This is a genomic window from Roseateles chitinivorans (genome assembly GCF_002761755.1).
Classification (GTDB): Bacteria; Pseudomonadota; Gammaproteobacteria; order Burkholderiales; family Burkholderiaceae_C; genus Roseateles; species Roseateles chitinivorans.
In genome coordinates this window covers 34,571-51,444 of sequence record NZ_PEOG01000041.1, presented here as the reverse complement: position 1 = coordinate 51,444, position 16,874 = coordinate 34,571, and the positions used below count along the sequence as shown (strand labels likewise).

The window sequence follows — 16,874 nt, the reverse complement described above, 5'->3', positions numbered from 1 at the left end:
GGCCGTCCTCGTCGGTCTCGTCCAGGTCCGGATGGGCGGCGCCGAGCACCGCGCCGGCCGGACCCGCCGGATCGCGCCGCATCGCCACGCCCACCGCCAGCATGTCGATCACCAGCAGGTGCAGGATGCGGCTGATCATCGGCAGGTGGGTCGCGACGTCCTCGACATGGTCGACGATCAGCGCCGCGTCGGCCTTCTTCGCCAGCGGCGACTGGCTGGCGGTGATCGCCACCACATGCGCGCCCCGTTCGCGCGCGGCGTCGGCCACTGCGATCAGCTCCGGCAGCTTGCCGCTGCTGCTGATCAGCACCGCCACGTCGCCCGGCTTGAGGGTCTGCGCGGCCAGCAGCTGCAGCCGCGGCTCCACATAGGCGTTGCAGGCCACGCCCAGGCGCAGGAACTTGAACTGCGCATCCTGCGCGACCACGCCGTAATGGCCGATCGCGAAGAACTCGATCCGCGAGGCCTTGAGCAGCAGCTCGATGCTGCGGTCGATCATGTCGCGGTTGAGCTGGCTGCGCACCTGCAGGATCGCCGACGCGGTGTTGCCCAGCACCTTCTCGCCGAGCTCCACCATCGAGTCGTCCTGCGTCACCTGCGTGTGGCTGACCGGCACGGTGCCGGTCAGGCCGGACGCCAGCCGCAGCTTGAAGTCGGACAGGCCCTCGCAGCCCAGCGAGCGGCAGAAGCGGATCACCGTCGGCTGGCTGACGTTGGCCGCCTTGGCGATCTCGGCGATCGGATCGTTCAGCACCTTGCGCGAGTGCGCCAGCACATGGTCCGCGACGCGCTGTTCAGCCGGCGACAGGCCGTCGCGGGCCCGCCGGATCTGGCCGACGATCGCCGACGCGCCGCCGCTGGTCTGCAGGCTCCGCAGCTGGGCCTCCAGGATCGCCGACGCGCCCTTGAAGGTCGCGTGCTCGGCGGTGATCACGAAGGTGGGGATCGCGGCGACGTAGTCCGAGAACCGGCCCTTGTCCTCGAAGCGGGCGCGGAAGCGCGAGCGGTCGAAGTACTCGCCCAGCCGCGGCACGATGCCGCCGCCGATGTAGATGCCGCCCAGCGCGCCCAGCGTCACCGCCAGGTTGGCCGCGGCCGTGCCCAGCAGGGTGCAGAAGAGTTCCAGCGTCTCCTCGCAGACGGGGTCGGTGGCCTCCAGCGCGCGGGCGGTGATCTCCGGCGCGCTCAGCGCTTCCGACGGGCGCTTCAGGTAATCCGCCATCGCGCGGTGCATCAACTCCAGGCCGGGCCCGGACAGCAGCCGCTCGAAGGAGACATGCTCGTACTCGTTCCAGGCGAAGCGTAGCAGCGCGATCTCGCGTTCGTCGCGCGGCGCGAAGTTGGTGTGGCCGCCTTCGGAGCCGAGCGAGATCCAGCCCTCGCCGGCCGGAATCAGGCCGGACACGCCCAGGCCCGAGCCCGAACCCAGCAGCCCGATCACGCTGTGGGCGCGCGGCTCGCCGCCGCCGATCTGGCGGATCTCGCCGCCGCGCAGCCGCGGCAGCGCCATCGCCAGCGCGGTGAAGTCGTTGACGACCACCAGCGTGTCCAGGCCGAGGCGCTGGCGGGCTTCCTCGATCGAGAACTGCCAGTGGTAGTTGGTCATCCGGACCTGGTCGCCCTCGACCGGGTTGGCGATCGCGATCGCCGCATGCGCCACTCGCAACTGGCGCGGCAACCGGTCCATGAAGGCCCGCACGGCGGCGTGGAAGTCGGCGTGCTCGGCGCAGCGCAGCAGCGCGATGTGCTCGAACTCTCCCGGGGAGGTCTCCAGGGCGAAGCGGGCGAAGGTGCCGCCGATGTCGGCGATCAGCCGGGGACTGTCGAATTCACGCATGAAGCAGGGGTGATGACCGGGGTCTCGAGCCGGGAGCTGAATCCGCACGGCGTCGAGGCGGCGAAGAAGCGGCGATTATGGCCCCGCCGCCCGGGGCGGCCGGAAGGGTTCGCCCTAGCGGCCGCAATGCGCCGGCAACCGCTGGGATCAAGGCCTCGGGCAGCGATGTACTGTAGTGCGACTACACCACTTTGCGTCGTCGTCAGCTGCGTTCTTAGAAAAGAAAAACCGAGCAATGACAAGCGCTTGCCAGCGGAACCGTAACGACCGCTTCACCACTCCAGACATGAAATCACCGACACGGGGACACTGCTCTTGTGCGATTGCTGTAGTTTTGCTACCTTGCGCCGATTCCGCCCTCGAGGCGGCCTCCGGCGCGCTTGCGGGCGCGCCTCAACAGCCGAACAAGCAGGACAAGCACAGTGCAAGCAGAACAGGGTGTGGCGACGACGGGCGCCGCGGGATATCCGTGGCTGGTGGCGGACATCGGGGGCAGCAATGCCCGCTTCGCATGGGTCGACGGCCCCGGCAAGTCGGTCGAGCACGTGCGCAAGCTGCCGGTCGCGCAGTACGAATCGCTGCGGGCGGCGGCCGAGGCCTATCTGAAGGAACTCGCCGAGCTCGGCGTGCGGGCGCGACCCCGCCGGGCCTCGCTCGCACTGGCCACCGCGATCAAGAGCGACCGCATCGAGCTGACCAACAGCCACTGGACCTTCTCCCGCAGCCAGTTGCAGGCGGACCTGGGTCTGGACGAACTGCGCTTGCTGAACGACTTCGAGGCGCTGGCGCTGTCGCTGCCGGGCCTGCGGCCGGACCAGGTGGCTGCCGTTCCCGGTCCGGCGTTGACGACGCCCCGCGGCACGCTGGCGGTGATCGGGCCTGGCACCGGTCTGGGCGTGGGCGGCGTGATCGAGACCTCGGGCGGCTGGATCGCGCTGCCGGGCGAGGGCGGCCACATGACGCTGGCCGCGACCAATGACTATGAGAGCGAACTGCTGGCCGTCGCGCGCCGCGAGTTCCCCCATGTCTCGGCCGAGCGCTTCCTGTCGGGCATCGGCCTGCCGACGCTCCATGCGGCGGTCGCCACCGTGGCCGGCCAGCCGCCGGCGCAGCGACTGACGGCGGAACAGATCGTCGAGCGGGCGCTCGGCGGCGACGAGATCTGCGCGCGGACGATGACGCAGTTCAGCGCCTTCCTCGGCAGCTTCGCCGGCAGCGTCGCGTTGGCGCTCGGCGCGCGGGGCGGTGTCTATATCGGCGGCGGCATCGTGCCGCGCCTGGGTGACCGCTTCTTCGAGTCGCCGTTCCGCGAGCGCTTCGAGGCCAAGGGGCGCTTCGCCTCCTACCTGGCGGCCGTTCCCTGCGTCTTGATCACCGACACGCTGACGGCGCTGGCCGGCGCGGCCTTCGCGCTGGAACAGTCGGTGCGCTGAGGGCGTTGCGCCCTGTAGTAGAGCTACATATTCAGCCTTCAACGGCGGCCCAGCTGGCCGCCGTTTTTCATTTCTGCCACCCATTTTGCGACTTTCTTGGTAGAAACCCGAGATAACTTCGTCGTTTTTACACCATGAATGGGCTAGTTCGATCGCGCCAGGGTTTGCGAGAGCTTGGTTGCGCATCTAGTTTTAGTACAGAATTCTTTCAAACAAGGGGTTCCGTGGTCCCTGCAACGTGAACCTCCCGGTCGCAGTGCCCCGCAGGGCGAGCCATAGCGAGCGCCACAAGACGCTCGAGCGCAGCCAAAGCTACAGGAGACAAACCCAATGAAGACATCGCACGCCCCTCGCGAGCTGTTCCGTGTGCAGCCGGTCGCCGCCGGCTGCCTGGTGACGCTGGCCTTGATGGCCGGCGCCGCCCACGCCCAGCAGGCGCAGACCGAAGCCGACAAGGAAGCGGCGGCCAAGGCCGCAGCCGACAAGACGCTGGAGACGGTGACCGTCACCGGCATCCGACGCGGCATCGAAGCGGCGATCTCGGTCAAGAAGAATGCCGACGCGATCGTCGAGGCGGTCTCCGCCGAGGACATCGGCAAGCTGCCCGATGTGTCGATCGCCGAGTCGATCGCCCGCCTGCCCGGCCTGTCGGCTCAGCGGGTGGCGGGACGGGCGCAGGTGATCTCGGTCCGCGGCCTGTCGCCCGACTTCGCGACCACGCTGCTCAATGGCCGCGAGCTGGTCTCCACCGGCGACAACCGCAGCGTCGAGTTCGACCAGTACCCATCCGAACTGCTCAGCGCCGTGGTGGTCTACAAGACGCCGGAAGCCGGGCTGGTTGGCCAGGGCCTGTCGGGCACGATCGACATGCAGACGGTCCGCCCGCTGAATTTCAGCGACCGCGTGGTGACGCTGAACGCCCGCGGCCAGCGCAACTCCCTGGGCAAGGCGGCCGACGCCAGCGCCACCGGCAACCGCCTGAGCGCCAGCTACATCGACCAATTCGCCAACCGCAGCGTCGGCGTGTCGCTGGGCTATGCGCACCAGGAGACGCCGGTCCAGGAAGAGCAGGTCGGCTTCTACGAGCCGTGGGACCAGACCGGCCGCACCGGCCTGCCGGCGGGCACCTACAACTCGGGCGGCATCAAGGCGCTGCGACGCACCGGCAAGAGCGAACGCGATGCGCTGATGGGCACGATCGAGTTCCGTCCGAGCCAGAACTGGACCAGCGTCGTCGACGGCTTCTGGACCAAGGCCAAGCAGGTCGACACCGCCAACCAGTTCGAGATGAACCTGGGCTGGAACGGCAACAACCCGCCGGCCGGGCTGAACTGGTCGAACCCCACGGTCAACGGCAACGGCACGCAGACTGGCGGCACGCTGCTGAACGCCTATCCGCTGGTCCGCGGCATGTACAACAAGCGCGACGACAAGATCGTCGCCGCGGGCTGGAACAACAAGCTGAAGTTCGAGAGCGGCCTGTCGCTGATGGCGGACGTGAACTACTCGCGCGCCACCCGCAATGAGCTGAGCCTGGAGAACAACACCCAGCTGGCGCGCGCCTCCGCCACCGACTGGCCCTTGGACAACGTGGGCCTGGCGTTCCGGACGGGCGACTTCTCGCAGATCGTGCCGGGGCTGCGCAGCTACTCGGATCCGACGAAGCTGCTGCTGCAGAACACGATCTACGGTTCCGGCTACGGCAAGGTGCCCAGCGTCAAGGACGAGCTGACGGGCTTCAAGCTGGTGGGCAACCTGCCGGCGCCTGATTTCGCCTCGGGCCTGTTCTCCGACTTCGAAGCGGGCCTGAACTACGCGGATCGTTCGAAGAAGAAGCGCCAGCCGGAAGGCAACATCAATGTCGGCGCGCAGGGCGACACCGCGATCGCGTCGGACCTGCAGTACAGCCCGGTGGACCTGAGCTTCGCCGGCCTGGGCCTGATCCCGGCGTGGAACGTGCCGGGCGCGGTCGGGCGCTACATGACCTTCGCGCCGACGGAGACGGCCAGCTACCTGATCCCCAAGGCCTGGCAGGTCAAGGAGAAGACGACGACCGCCTTCCTGAAGGGCAACCTCGACGCGACGACCTTCGGCGTGCCGATGCGCGGCAACATCGGCCTGCAGATCGTGCACACCGACCAGTCCTCGCAGTCCAACTACTGGGACGCCACGATCAATGGCGGCAATGGCGGGGTGAAGCCGATCGAGGGCGGCAAGACCTACACCGATTACCTGCCGTCGCTGAACCTGTCCTGGAGCCTTCCCGGCGATCAGACGGTGCGCTTCGCGCTGGCCAAGCAGATGGCGCGCCCCCGGGTGGAGCAGCTGAACGCCGGCATCGAGTTCGGCGTGGATGGCGCCACCGGCAAGCCGGGCGCGTCGGGCGGCAATCCGACCCTGAATCCGTGGCGCGCCAACGCGGTGGACCTGTCGTGGGAGAAGTACTTCGGCAACAAGGCCTACGTGGCGGCCGCCGCCTATTACAAGGACCTGCGCAGCTACATCTACAAGCAGACGGTCGACAACTACGACTTCTCGCGCTTCGTCGTCGACTACGTGCCGCAGCCGGGCCAGCCGCCGGCGCTGCTGACCGGCAACTTCACCGCGCCGTACAACGGCCAGGGTGGGCAGCTCAAGGGCCTGGAGCTGACGGCGTCGCTGCCGCTGAACCTGGTGAGCCCGATGCTGAACGGCTTCGGCATCGTCGCCAGCGCGACCTTCAACGACAGCAACATCACGATCCGGGATCCCGACAGCGCGAACAGCGTCGGCAGCGGCCCGATCTCGCTGCCGGGCCTGTCCAAGCGGGTCTACAACCTGACCGCCTACTACGAGGCCAACGGCTTCGAGTTCCGCATCAGCCAGCGCAAGCGCTCCGACTTCATCGGCGAGATCGGCAACTTCAACGGTTCGCGCACGCTGCGCTACGTGGTGGGCGAGAGCATCGTCGACGCGCAGATCGGCTACAACTTCACCGAAGGTCGGCTGAAGGGGCTGGGGCTGCTGGCGCAGGTCAACAACCTGACCGACGAGGCCTACCGCACCTATGCGCAGAGCAAGGATCGCCCGCTGGAATACATCAAGTGGGGCCGCACCTTCCTGATCGGCGCGACCTACAAGTTCTGAGCGCTCGGGGAATCGACCGGCGCAAGCCGGTCGACGAGACGCTGACCCTGGCTTGAAAAGAAGGACGACGCCCTGGATTACCAGGCGTCGTCCTTGTCGCGCTGGACCAGCTCGTCTTCGCTGAGCTTGCGATCCTGCTGCGCCGCGCGGCGCACGCTCAGCGCCAGCAGGCCGATCAAAACGGCGGCCGCGCCACCGGCCACGAGCCACTCACCCCATCCCGACATACGTCCATCCCTCGTCTTTTGTTCTGTATGCGAATGTAGCGGATGCGTGAGGGCGGCGTGATCGCCGACTCAGGGGGAGTCCATCTGTTTCCTGTCAAGAATTCACGTCGGATTCACGGCGGGACCGCCATGGGCACGGGGAAGCGCACGATGGTCGTCATGACGGCGCTCAGAGCAGGTCCACCGCGACCCAGCCGGTCGCGGTCCGCCGGAAGCGCTCCTGCAGCTCCGCGCTGCCGGCCCCCCGGATCACTTGGGCGACGACCGGGAAGACCCGCTGCAGTTCGGCGTCGGAGGTCCAGGGCGCGGCCTTCACCTGGTAGGTGTAGCTGACCGTCGCGAGCCGGTCCTGGCCGTCGCCGGTCAGTTCCCAATGGACGACCCGGTCCAGGCTCAACTTGGCCGCGCAGAAGTCGCGGACCGTCTGCCTGCCGCCGCTCGGCGTGGGCCTCTCCCGCGTCAGGTAGAACTGGCGGCCCGCCTCCGTCAGCGCATAGCGTCGGACCTTCATGGTGTGCGCGACCTCCTGGTCATCCCGGACTTCGACCTCGGCGACTGTCGAGCTCACCAGCCCCAATCGCTCCAGGACCGGCAACTGCAACGCGTTGCGCGCACCGATGTCGATCTCGTGCTGCGTCAGGTCGATGGGCCAGTCGGTCTTGGCCAGGCACAGGTCGCCGCGCTGGGCGAGGTAGTCGGTCAGCCCGGCGGCGAACTGGTCCGCGGAAGCTTCGGTCGAGCGGGCGCATCCGGCCAGCGCGGTGAGGGTGAGCGCGCTCGCGGCCAGGCCGGCGGCCATGGCGATGCGGCGGAAGGAGAAGGCGGGGTTCATGGGCGTGCGAAGCGTGAGCAGGCGAGGCAACGGAGCGCGAGGCGGCGCGAGTAGAGGCGCCTCACGACCTGCAGGCGCCCGGCCTGGGTGCCTCGGCCGGCTGGACGTCCTTGTCGTTGAGCGTGTTGAGGAAGCAGATCAGGTCGGCGATGTCCTGCTCGGACATCGGCGGCTTGCTGTGGGCGGGGCGGCCGTCCAGCGGCATCTGCGTGTCGATGTTCCCGACGAAGCGCGCGGGCAGGTCGTCGAACTTGCGCACCTGGCCGCCGATGTACTGCGTGGTGACCAGGCCATAGGTCGGGAAGTCCGGATCCGGCGAGGCCTTGGCCTGGCCGCCGACGGTCGGGTACCAGAGCTCCGGCATCGTGTCGCGGGTGTTGTAGAAGCGGATCGTCTGCTCCAGCGAATGGAAGACGCCGTTGTGGAAGAAGCTGCGTCGGGAGGCGACGTTGCGTAGCGTGGGCGACTTGAACATGCCGCAGAAGCGGTTGCCCGGGGTCGGCGGGTGATCGGTGCGGGCCGGGCCGCACAGGCCGAGGTCGATGAAGCTCGGGTCCGCATTCGCGGGGACGGCCGGGTTGCGAGGGACGCCGATGGCCTCGTAGGAAAAGTCGGTGAAGATCGCCGTGCTGCCGTTCAGGCCGGCGCCCTGGTAATGGCATGAGGCGCAGTTGCCGCCCTTCGGATCCGCGAAGACCTTCAGCCCCCGGGCCTCGGCCGGTGTGAGCACGCCGCCGATCTTGTTGCCGATGTAGAGGTCGTACTTGCTGGAGTAGGGATGGAAGCTGACGTCCTCGAGCTGGAAGGCCTGCAGCGCCTGTCCGGCGGCGGCGAAGGCGCGGTCCACATCGTCGAAGACCTGCGCGCCGAAGGCCTGGCGGAACAGCGCCGCATACGGCGCGGCCCGCAGCTGCTTCACGACGTCGGCGCGGCTGGCGTTGGCCATCTCGCGCGGATCGAGCAGCGGGAGGCCGGCCTGCTCGGCCAGCGTGGCCGCGCGGCCGTCCCAGGCGAAGCCGCCGCCGGGGCCCGGAACGCTGACGCCATCGGGGTTGTCGAGCAGGTCCGCATAGGGCGGCGTCGCGTCCTTGTAGCGCAGCGACGGCACCGCCCGCGTGCCGGCCAGGTTCATCGCCGGTCCGCCCAGCTGGACGGAGAGGTCGTTCGACGGCGCATAGGCGTGCTTCGGATCGTGGCAGGTGGCGCAGGCCATGCGACCGGAACCCGACAGCGTGGCGTCGAAGAACATCTTCTGCCCGACCTGCGCAGGCAGGCTCAGCGGGGTGGCCGGGTTGAGCGCGGTGCCGACGCTATCGGAGGCGGCCGCGGTCGCGCTGGCGAGAGGGCCGGCCGGCGCCGCCTCGCCGGACGGACCGCAGGCGGCGAGCAGCGCGCCAAGGCCCACGCAGGCGCCGGCGCCCACGAGGGCGACCAGCGAGAGACGTGGGAACGGGAAGAGCGGTCGCATGGGCATCGGCGCGCTGTCGGGCTTACTTCTTCAGCGCCCAGACATTGGTCTGGACCGCGTCCGGGCCGATCTGCGCCGGCGTGTTCACGTCGGCCGACTGCTTCTGCGTATAGCTCGCCGGTGCCTGCCAGGCGTGGTTGATGGCGCGCACCGCATCGAAGTGGGTGTCGGCGCTGCCGGCGTACTCGGGCAGGTTGAGGATGTTGGCCGCGATGAACTTCTCGGTGTACTTCGAGCGGTTCATGTAGGACGCATCCACCGCCGGGTCCGCCAGCTGGAACATGTCCTGCAGGGTGCGGACGAACGAGAAGTGGCTGTAGGCATCGCCATCGGAGACGCCCTTGGGCGCATCCGCCTGGTTGGTCAGGATGCCGAAGATGCTCTGGCCGTGACCGCGGTTGCCCTTGGTGTAGTTGTTGATGCTGGCGTCCACCGTCACCACGCCGGTCTTGGGGTCGACGATCAGCGGCTTGGACACCGCGCTGTTGGAGACGTTCCAGCCGCAGCAGGAGTTGAAGCCGGAGGTGGCGCTGCCTTCATCGAACATCAGCACGATCGCGACGCGCTTGGCCGGGTTCTTCCACAGCGGCGAGGCCTGGATCTTCTTCACCAGCGCGTCGACGTAGTTGTCGCCGCGCGTGATGATGTTGGCGGCCGAGCTCTGCGCCACGTTGTTGGCGACGCTGCCGCAGTCGCTGGCGGTGGCGGTGCCGCCGCCCGCCAGCTTGCCGATGACGCTGATGCCGTGCATGTCGTCGCACTGGTCGGGCACCAGGAAGTTCAGGGTGCCGACCTTGCCGCTGGCCAGGTCGGTGCCGAGCTGGTCGATGTCGTAGTTGGCCGGCATCGCATAGGCGCTGCTGTTCTTGAGGTTGGCATCCCACTGGCCGCCGCCCATGGTGCGGTTGCTGTACCGGAACTCCGGCGCGCTGCGCACGTTCTGGTAGGCCATGCCGGGGTGGTGCTTGGTCTTGTAGAGGCCGGCGGGCATGGGCAGGGTCAGGCCGGCGTTGCCCACGGCGACGGTGTTGCCGTTGAGCGTGCCCGGCGCATAGACGTTGTCGGCGGCGGTGACGGCGGCATCGGCGACGCTGTCGGTGCGGAAGTCCTGACCCGGGTTCATCGACTCGCTGTAGGTGCGCCAGGTCATGCCGGCCGCGGTGATCGCGTTGAACAGATTGGGTTTGCCGACGATGTTGTGATTGACCGCGGCGGCCTGGGTGCAGGTGGCGTTGAAGGGCGAGCTGGCCAGGCCGGGCTGGGTCTTGTCGGGCAGGGGCAGGTCCTGCACCGCGTTGGCGCCGGTGGCGTCGCAATTCCACTGGCTGTCGTCGGTGATGCCGAAGTCGTCGGCGCCGCCCAGCGCGGTGTAGTTGGGTTCGGACGGGTTGCCGGTGGCGTAGTAGCTGGTCAGCTGGTTGCCGCTGGCCAGCAGCGCATTGATCTTGGGCGCCCAGGGCGAGCCCTTGATCGACAGCGTCGCCTTGTTCTCCAGCATCACGATGAAGAGGTGGTCGTAGCGCGGGATGCCTTCGAGGTTGAAGGCTGCCTGCTGCGCCTGCGCGAAGGTGATCCTGGCGCGCGTGTCGGTCCCGGCGGGCGCGGTCGAGGCGGTGACGTTGGCGGCGCCGGCCAGGCGCGGATCGCCGCCGGGGACGGCGAGCGCATCGGGATAGAGGTCGCCGCGGTCGAGCTTGGTGATCGCGTAGGTGAAGCGGTTGTCCAGGGCCTTGGACTCGGCCAGCATGGCGGCCTGGTCGGCGCCGCTGACGGTGTTGACGTCGGCCAGCACCTTGTCGAGGGACACGCCGATGCGCGTGGCCACGGTCTGCTTCTCGATGGCGTAGCTGCTGCCGTTGGCTTCGACGAGACGCTGCACCTCCGAGGACAGCGGGCTGATGACGACCTGGCCGCCCTGGTCGAGGACCTGGTCCAGCGAGGCCCGCAGCACGTCGCGGCTGGCGACCTTGGCACCGGTGGCGGAGAGGGTGGCGTCGGTGCCGATGTCGGCGATCAGCGCGGCGTTTGCCGGGACGGTCAGCGAGAAGCGGCCCTGGGCGTCGGTGACGACCGGGTGCTCGCTGGCGTCGCAGACGCCGTTGCCGTCGGCGTCGACGCAGACCTTGGCGCCGACGTAGTAGGTGGGCGCCAGGGTGGGGTCGGTGGCGCTGCCCGGCGTGAAGCTGGCGGCGGTGACGACACCGCTGAGGGTGACGCTCGGCGTCGACGGGCGGTCGCTGTCGGAACCGCAGGCGGCCAGGATGGCGGCGGCGATCAGGGTGAGCGAGGCGTTCAGCGCGGTGGATTTGCTGGGTCGCATGGGGACGTCCTGGAGTGGTGGCGATGGCTGGGTTCGAGCGGCCCGGGAAGGGGGTGGCTCGAAACGCGGCGCACTCTAGGAATCGCGCATGACGGATCCGTGTCAGCGCGCGTCAAGGACGTGTGAGGACCCAGGCGGCACAGGGCCTGGCGCATTTCGCAAAGTTTGGTGAAGCGGCGGGCAAGGCCGTAATGGCTCGCGGAGCGCACGGGGCTTGGCGGGTGCGAAACACGTTGGACCGCGGCCCGAGGCCCTGTGTCAGCCCGTATCAGCCCAGATCGAGCACGCGGGGCGTTGCCTGCGATCCTGCTGCGCGTGGGGCGCGATGTTCACCATCCTGGACAGGACGCGCGTTCGATGTCCAGAACAGTGAACGAGAACCTGGCCCCCCTCTTGAGGAGAATTGGTCAGCCCTTCACCCCACCCGCCGTCAACCCGGACACGATCCAGCGCTGCGCCAGCAGGAACACCGCGGTGATCGGCAGGCCCGAGAGCACCGCCGCGGCGGCGAAGTCGCCCCACAGGAAGCGTTGGTCGTGCAGGTAGTACTTCGAGCCGACCGCCAGCGTGAGGTTGGATTCCTCGCGCAGCAGCACCGAGGCGACCGGGTATTCGATGATGCAGCCGATGAAGGCCAGCACGAACACCACCATCAGGATCGGCACCGCCATCGGCAGCAGCACCAGGCGGAAGGCCTGCCAGTGCGACGCGCCGTCGACCTTGGCGTTCTCCTCGATCTCGACCGGGATCGTCTCGAAGTAGCCCTTGATGGTCCAGATGTGCGTCGCCACGCCGCCCAGGTAGGCCACGATCACGCCCGCATGCGTCTCGATGCCCAGCCAGGGCACGAAGGTGCCGATGGTCTCGAAGATGGCGTAGATCGCCACCAGCGCCAGCACCGGCGGGAACATCTGCAGCAGCAGCATGCTGCTGAGGATCCCGCCCTTGAACGGGAAGCGCAGCCGCGCGAAGCCGTAGGCCGCCGTCGTCGAGATCGCCACGATCAGCAGCGCCGAGATCGTCGCCACCTTGATCGAGTTCCACAGCCAGGTCAGCACCGGGAACGGCGGCTGTACCAGCGAGCCGTCCGGCGCCTGGTACGGAATGCCCAGCGCCAGCTGCCAGTGCTCCAGGCTGATCGACGTCGGGATCAGGCTGCCGGTGGCGAAGTTGCCCGGCCGCAGCGAGATCGACACCACCGCCAGCAGCGGGAACAGCGTGACGGCCAGGAAGCCCCACAACATCGCATGCGCCGCCACCACGCGCCAGCGCGCCTGCTTGCCTCGAACGATCGCCATGGGATGCTCCTCAGCGGTTGGCGTTGCGCATCAGGCGCAGGTTGAGCAGCGACATGCCCGCCACCAGGATGAAGATCAGCGTGGAGATCGCCGCCGCCAGACCGAAGTCCGTGCCCGAGTCCCGGAACGCGATCCGGTAGGTGTAGCTCACCAGGATGTCGGTCTGCCCCGCCGGGATCTTGGTCGACAGGTAGTCCGGCCGACCGTCGGTCAGCAGCGCGATCAGCACGAAGTTGTTGAAGTTGAATGCGAAGGCCGACACCAGCAGCGGCGACAGCGGCTTGATGATCAGCGGCGCGGTGATCTTGAAGAAGTTGGTCAGCGGTCCCGCGCCCGCCAGCGCCGAGGCCTCGTACAGGTCCGATGGAATCGCCTTCAGCAGCCCGGTGCACAGGATCATGATGTACGGGTAGCCGAGCCACACGTTGACGATCAGCAGCATCGTGCGAGCCAGCGCGGGGTCCGCGAACCAGGCCGGCCGCACGCCGAAGAGCGCGTCCAGGATCGCGTTGATCTCACCGAAATTCTGGTTGAACAAGCCCTTGAACACGAGGATCGAGATGAAGCCGGGGACGGCGTAGGGCAGGAACAGCAGCGTGCGGTAGGTCGTGCGGTAGCGCAGGTCCTCCCAGTTCAGCAGCACTGCCAGCATCATCCCGATCGCGGTGGCGAAGACCACGGTCAGCAGCGAGAACACCACCGTCCAGCCGAAGATCGACAGGAAGGGGCCGCGGAACTCGGCGTCGAACAGCATGCGCCGGTAGTTCTGCGCGCCCACCATCACCTTGTAGCCAGGCGCCAGGTGCGTGCCCGCGGCGGCACCCTGGCCTTCGTAGTACCCGGTGCGTGCGTCCGGGCGGAACAGGGCGCCGTCGGCGACGCGCCGGATCGCGCCATCGGCCTGTTCCTCGAAGTGAGGGCGGATCGGGCCGAACTCGCGCAGGCCGAGGTAATGCAGCGTGGACGCCTCGCCGACGCCGCCGGTGGCCGCGGTGCCGCCGGCCCGGCCCGGCAGTCGCAGCCGCAACTGCGCCAGCGCCAGCCGGTGCTCGACGAGTTCCTTCAGCGTGAGCGCGGTGCCCAGCGTCGCGTCGGCCGGGCCGACCGCCTGCATCGCGACATCCACCGGCTTGCCGGTCTGCCGCAGCGCCAGCGGCGGCGAGACGAATTGGGCGGCACCGCTGGCCGGGTCGCGCAGCACGATCCGGAAGTCGCTGCCGGCGCCGTGCACGCTGTAGTCGCGCACCTCGTCCAGCACCGTGTCGTGCTGGTCCAGCAGGAACTCGCGCACGCGGTCCTGGCTCAGCAGGTGGGCCGAGGAGTAGTTGGTGAAGCCGATCTGCGTCGTGAACGCGAGCGGGAAGGCGATGAACAGCAGCATCCCGGCCACGCCGGGGAAGAGGTAGCGGTAGGCGAAGCCGGCCTTCGACAGGTAGACGGCGAAGCCGGTGCCGAACAGCAGCAGCACGCCGAGCGCCCAACTGGTCAGCCCCGCGGCATACAGCATGAACACGAGGTAGAGCGCCGCCAGCGCGACGACGGCGATCGTCGGCCAGTAGAGCGCGCGGCCCAGCCGCTCCAGCATGCCGGGCGGCTGGCGGGTGTAGGCCTCGGCCAGCGGCGAGCCGGGCAGGGCGGCGGACAGGGCCGCGGAGGAGGCGGTCGTGGCGTTCATTGCTTGAGCAGCATCCGGCCCGACGCGCCGTCCAGCGCGTCCCTGGGGCTTTGCAGGCCGTTGGTGATGGCTTCCAGCGCCGCGTCCATCGCGGTCCAGAAGCGGCCCACCTCGGGGATGTTGGGAATGGCCTCGCCGGCGCGGGCGTTCTCCATGCTGGCGCGGATCAGCGGGTTCACCGACAGCGCCTGGTAGAAGGCCTTGTTGGCCGGCACGCCGATCGGCACGTCGGCGTCGAGCACCCTGAGCGACTCGGGCCGCATCAGGTGGCGCTCGATGAACTCGCGCGCGAGGTCCTTGTGCCGGGACGGCGCCGAGATCATGCAGCCCAGCACGCCGACGAAGGGCTTGGAGGGCTTGCTCGGGATCACCGCCGGGATCGGCGCGACACCGATGTCGATGCCGGCCTTGCGCGCGTTCTCCCAGGCCCAGGGGCCGGAGATCATCATCGCGATCTCGCCGCGCGCGAAGCTCGATTCCATCTCGGAATAGCGCGCGCCGCGCGGCATCACGCCCTCCTGGATGAGGCGCTCCAGCATGCGGCCGGCGGCCAGCGCGCCTTCGTTGTTCACCGCCACCTGGCGTGGATCGAAGTCGCCCTGCGCATCACGGCCGAAGATCACGCCGCCGGCGCCGGCGAACATCGGCCAGCTGAAGAAGCTCTTGTTGTAGTCCCACAGGATCGCGTGCTTGCCGCGCTGGCGCAGCGTCTTGTCCAGCGCGATCAGCGCGTCCCAGGTCGCCGGCGGTTGCGACACCAGCGCCTTGTTGTAGATCAGCCCGGTGGTCTCGATCGCGATCGGATAGCCCCAGAGCCGGCCCTGGTAGCGGAAGGCCTGCCAGGCCGCGGGTTCGACTTCGTCGAAGAGCGGCTTGCGCGGCTGGATCGGCGTCAGCAGCCCCGCCTTGGCCCATTCGCCGACGCGGTCGTGGGGCCAGCAGAAGACATCCGGACCCTTGCCGGCGCCGGCCGCCTGGGTGTACTTCTCGGGCGCGTCGACCGGATGCTCGACGACGACCTTCACGCCGGACTCGCGCTCGAAGGCGTCGCCGACCTTCTGCAGCCCGTTGTAGGCCTTGTCGCCATTGATCCAGACCAGCAGCTTGGGCGCGGTCTGCGCCGCGGCGGTGCCGCCGGCGCCCAGCAGCAGCGCCGTCGCGAGCAGGCCCAGCGCGCGCCGCGTCGCACGCAGGGCCCGTGCGGGATTCGCGGAGCGCGGCGGCGCGGCCGACGCCATCGCGGTCGCCGTCATGCCGCCGCTCCGAGGCGCTTGAAGGCCAGGCCTTGCGCGTCGAAGAGATAGCAGAGGTCCGGCGGCAGGTGCAGTTGCAGGGTGTCGCCGGCGCGGACACGGGTCCGGCCGTCGAATTCGCAGGTCAGCGCGTCCTCGACGCCGGGATAGGCGCAGTAGGCATGGGTGACGCCGCCCAGAGACTCGACGAAGGTGACGGTGCTCGAGATCAGGTTGGCGTCGCCGCCGACCTCGAAGTGCTCCGGCCGCAGGCCCAGCGTGACCCGATCACCGGCGCAGGCGCGCGACGCGTCGACATGGGCGCGGATCGTCGCGCCATCGCTGAGCCGCAGCGCCGCATGATCGGACGCGGCGGCGACCACCTCGGCCTCGATGAAGTTCATCTTCGGGCTGCCGATGAAACCGGCGACGAAGAGGTTGTCCGGATGCTCGTACAGCTCCAGCGGCGTGCCGACCTGCTCGATGCGGCCGGCGCTCAGCACGACGATGCGGTCCGCCAGCGTCATCGCCTCGACCTGGTCGTGGGTGACGTAGACCATGGTGGTCTTCAGGTCCTCGTGCAGCTTGGCGAACTCGTAGCGCATGCGCACGCGCAGCGCGGCGTCCAGGTTGGACAGCGGCTCGTCGAAGAGGAAGACCTCGGGCTTGCGCACGATCGCCCGGCCGATGGCCACGCGCTGGCGTTGCCCGCCCGACAGGTCCTTGGGCTTGCGCTCGAGCAGGTGCTCGATGTGCAGGATGCGGGCGGCGTAGCGCACCGCACGGTCGATCTCGTCCTTGGGCACCTTGGCCAGCTTCAACCCGAACGCCATGTTGTCGTACAGGTTCATGTGGGGATAGAGCGCGTAGCTCTGGAACACCATCGCGATGCCGCGCTCGGCGGGCGGCACGTCGTTGACGAGGCGGCCGCCGATGCGCATCTCGCCGCCGGTGATGTCCTCCAGCCCGGCGATCGTGCGCAGCAGCGTCGACTTGCCGCAGCCCGACGGGCCGACGAAGACCATGAACTCGCCGTCCCGGATCTCCAGGTCGATGCCATGCAGGATCTTGGTCTCGCCATAGGCCTTGACCACGCTGTGCAGCTTCACGTCCGCCACTTGGGTACCTCCGCGCGCGCCGGGGGGAGGCGCCGCTTGTCTCGCTTGTTGGTGTCGATCGATCGTTCGGGGTCCGTGATCGCAGAGCGGCGATGGAGCGAACGATGTTTGTAGAGAATATACATGGCTGATTTCCGATTCACAACGCGGCTTCATCCGTAGATTCGGCGGTGACCTACCTGAAATCAACAACTTACGGTGCGTATCGGGATAACCCGATGTAGTGAAACTACAGAAATTGCAGGCGTCTGACGGATACTTCGCTCCATGGCGACCGCCTCCGTCGGCGCCGCTGCTTTCCGACGAAT

At 68.4% G+C, this 16,874-nt stretch carries 11 protein-coding genes; 2 read left to right on the top strand and 9 right to left on the bottom strand.

The genetic code is table 11. The features are described from left to right. Positions 1–1,837, bottom strand: a 1,837-nt coding sequence (locus CS062_RS15610) for a glucokinase (RefSeq protein ID WP_099862521.1), incomplete at its 3' end; no start/stop codon positions are given. 422 nt (positions 1,838–2,259) lie between these two features. Between CS062_RS15610 and glk the strand changes: the two genes are divergently transcribed. After that, positions 2,260–3,270: a glucokinase gene (gene glk / locus CS062_RS15605; protein WP_233218084.1), complete on the top strand. Its 1,011-nt coding sequence runs from the start codon at positions 2,260–2,262 to the stop codon at positions 3,268–3,270. 330 nt (positions 3,271–3,600) lie between these two features. Further along, positions 3,601–6,396 (top strand): TonB-dependent receptor, encoded by a 2,796-nt coding sequence (locus CS062_RS15600; protein ID WP_199174256.1) that lies wholly within the window; start codon positions 3,601–3,603, stop codon positions 6,394–6,396. Positions 6,397–6,473: 77 nt separating this feature from the next. Here CS062_RS15600 and CS062_RS26225 read toward each other — a convergent pair whose 3' ends face one another. From CS062_RS26225 to CS062_RS15565, 8 genes are all read right to left on the bottom strand, one after another. Continuing rightward, complete coding sequence (locus tag CS062_RS26225) at positions 6,474–6,623, bottom strand: hypothetical protein (RefSeq protein WP_158238805.1); 150 nt, start codon at positions 6,621–6,623, stop codon at positions 6,474–6,476. A gap of 169 nt (positions 6,624–6,792) precedes the next feature. Further along, on the bottom strand, positions 6,793–7,455 hold the full coding sequence (locus CS062_RS15595; RefSeq protein WP_099862519.1) for an SEN1982 family lipoprotein: 663 nt from the start codon (positions 7,453–7,455) through the stop codon (positions 6,793–6,795). Between the two features lie 61 nt (positions 7,456–7,516). Continuing rightward, a complete protein-coding gene (locus CS062_RS15590) occupies positions 7,517–8,923 on the bottom strand; it encodes a cytochrome-c peroxidase (RefSeq protein WP_099862518.1) in 1,407 nt (468 codons plus the stop codon). 22 nt (positions 8,924–8,945) lie between these two features. Next, on the bottom strand, positions 8,946–11,243 hold the full coding sequence (locus CS062_RS15585; RefSeq protein WP_099862517.1) for a phosphoesterase: 2,298 nt from the start codon (positions 11,241–11,243) through the stop codon (positions 8,946–8,948). Positions 11,244–11,650: 407 nt separating this feature from the next. After that, positions 11,651–12,541, bottom strand: a complete 891-nt coding sequence (gene malG / locus CS062_RS15580) for a maltose ABC transporter permease MalG (RefSeq protein ID WP_099862516.1) — start codon at positions 12,539–12,541, stop codon at positions 11,651–11,653. Positions 12,542–12,551: 10 nt separating this feature from the next. After that, positions 12,552–14,216, bottom strand: coding sequence for a maltose ABC transporter permease MalF (gene malF, locus CS062_RS15575; protein WP_233218083.1), 1,665 nt, complete (start codon positions 14,214–14,216; stop codon positions 12,552–12,554). Beyond that, positions 14,213–15,469, bottom strand: coding sequence for a maltose/maltodextrin ABC transporter substrate-binding protein MalE (gene malE, locus CS062_RS15570; protein WP_233218082.1), 1,257 nt, complete (start codon positions 15,467–15,469; stop codon positions 14,213–14,215). The genes malF and malE overlap by 4 nt, the downstream gene beginning before the upstream one ends. Continuing rightward, positions 15,466–16,566, bottom strand: coding sequence for an ABC transporter ATP-binding protein (locus CS062_RS15565; RefSeq protein ID WP_099862515.1), 1,101 nt, complete (start codon positions 16,564–16,566; stop codon positions 15,466–15,468). Before CS062_RS15565 ends, malE begins: the two co-directional genes overlap by 4 nt. Between the last annotated feature and the right edge of the window lie 308 nt (positions 16,567–16,874).

Coding starts and splice junctions, on each gene's coding strand:
- CS062_RS26225 (WP_158238805.1), bottom strand. CDS start 6,623: ATGTCGGGATGGGGTGAGTGGCTCGTGGCCGGTGGCGCGGCCGCCGTT.
- malG (WP_099862516.1), bottom strand. CDS start 12,541: ATGGCGATCGTTCGAGGCAAGCAGGCGCGCTGGCGCGTGGTGGCGGCG.
- CS062_RS15600 (WP_199174256.1), top strand. CDS start 3,601: ATGAAGACATCGCACGCCCCTCGCGAGCTGTTCCGTGTGCAGCCGGTC.
- CS062_RS15595 (WP_099862519.1), bottom strand. CDS start 7,455: ATGAACCCCGCCTTCTCCTTCCGCCGCATCGCCATGGCCGCCGGCCTG.
- CS062_RS15585 (WP_099862517.1), bottom strand. CDS start 11,243: ATGCGACCCAGCAAATCCACCGCGCTGAACGCCTCGCTCACCCTGATC.
- malF (WP_233218083.1), bottom strand. CDS start 14,216: ATGAACGCCACGACCGCCTCCTCCGCGGCCCTGTCCGCCGCCCTGCCC.
- malE (WP_233218082.1), bottom strand. CDS start 15,469: ATGACGGCGACCGCGATGGCGTCGGCCGCGCCGCCGCGCTCCGCGAAT.
- CS062_RS15590 (WP_099862518.1), bottom strand. CDS start 8,923: ATGCGACCGCTCTTCCCGTTCCCACGTCTCTCGCTGGTCGCCCTCGTG.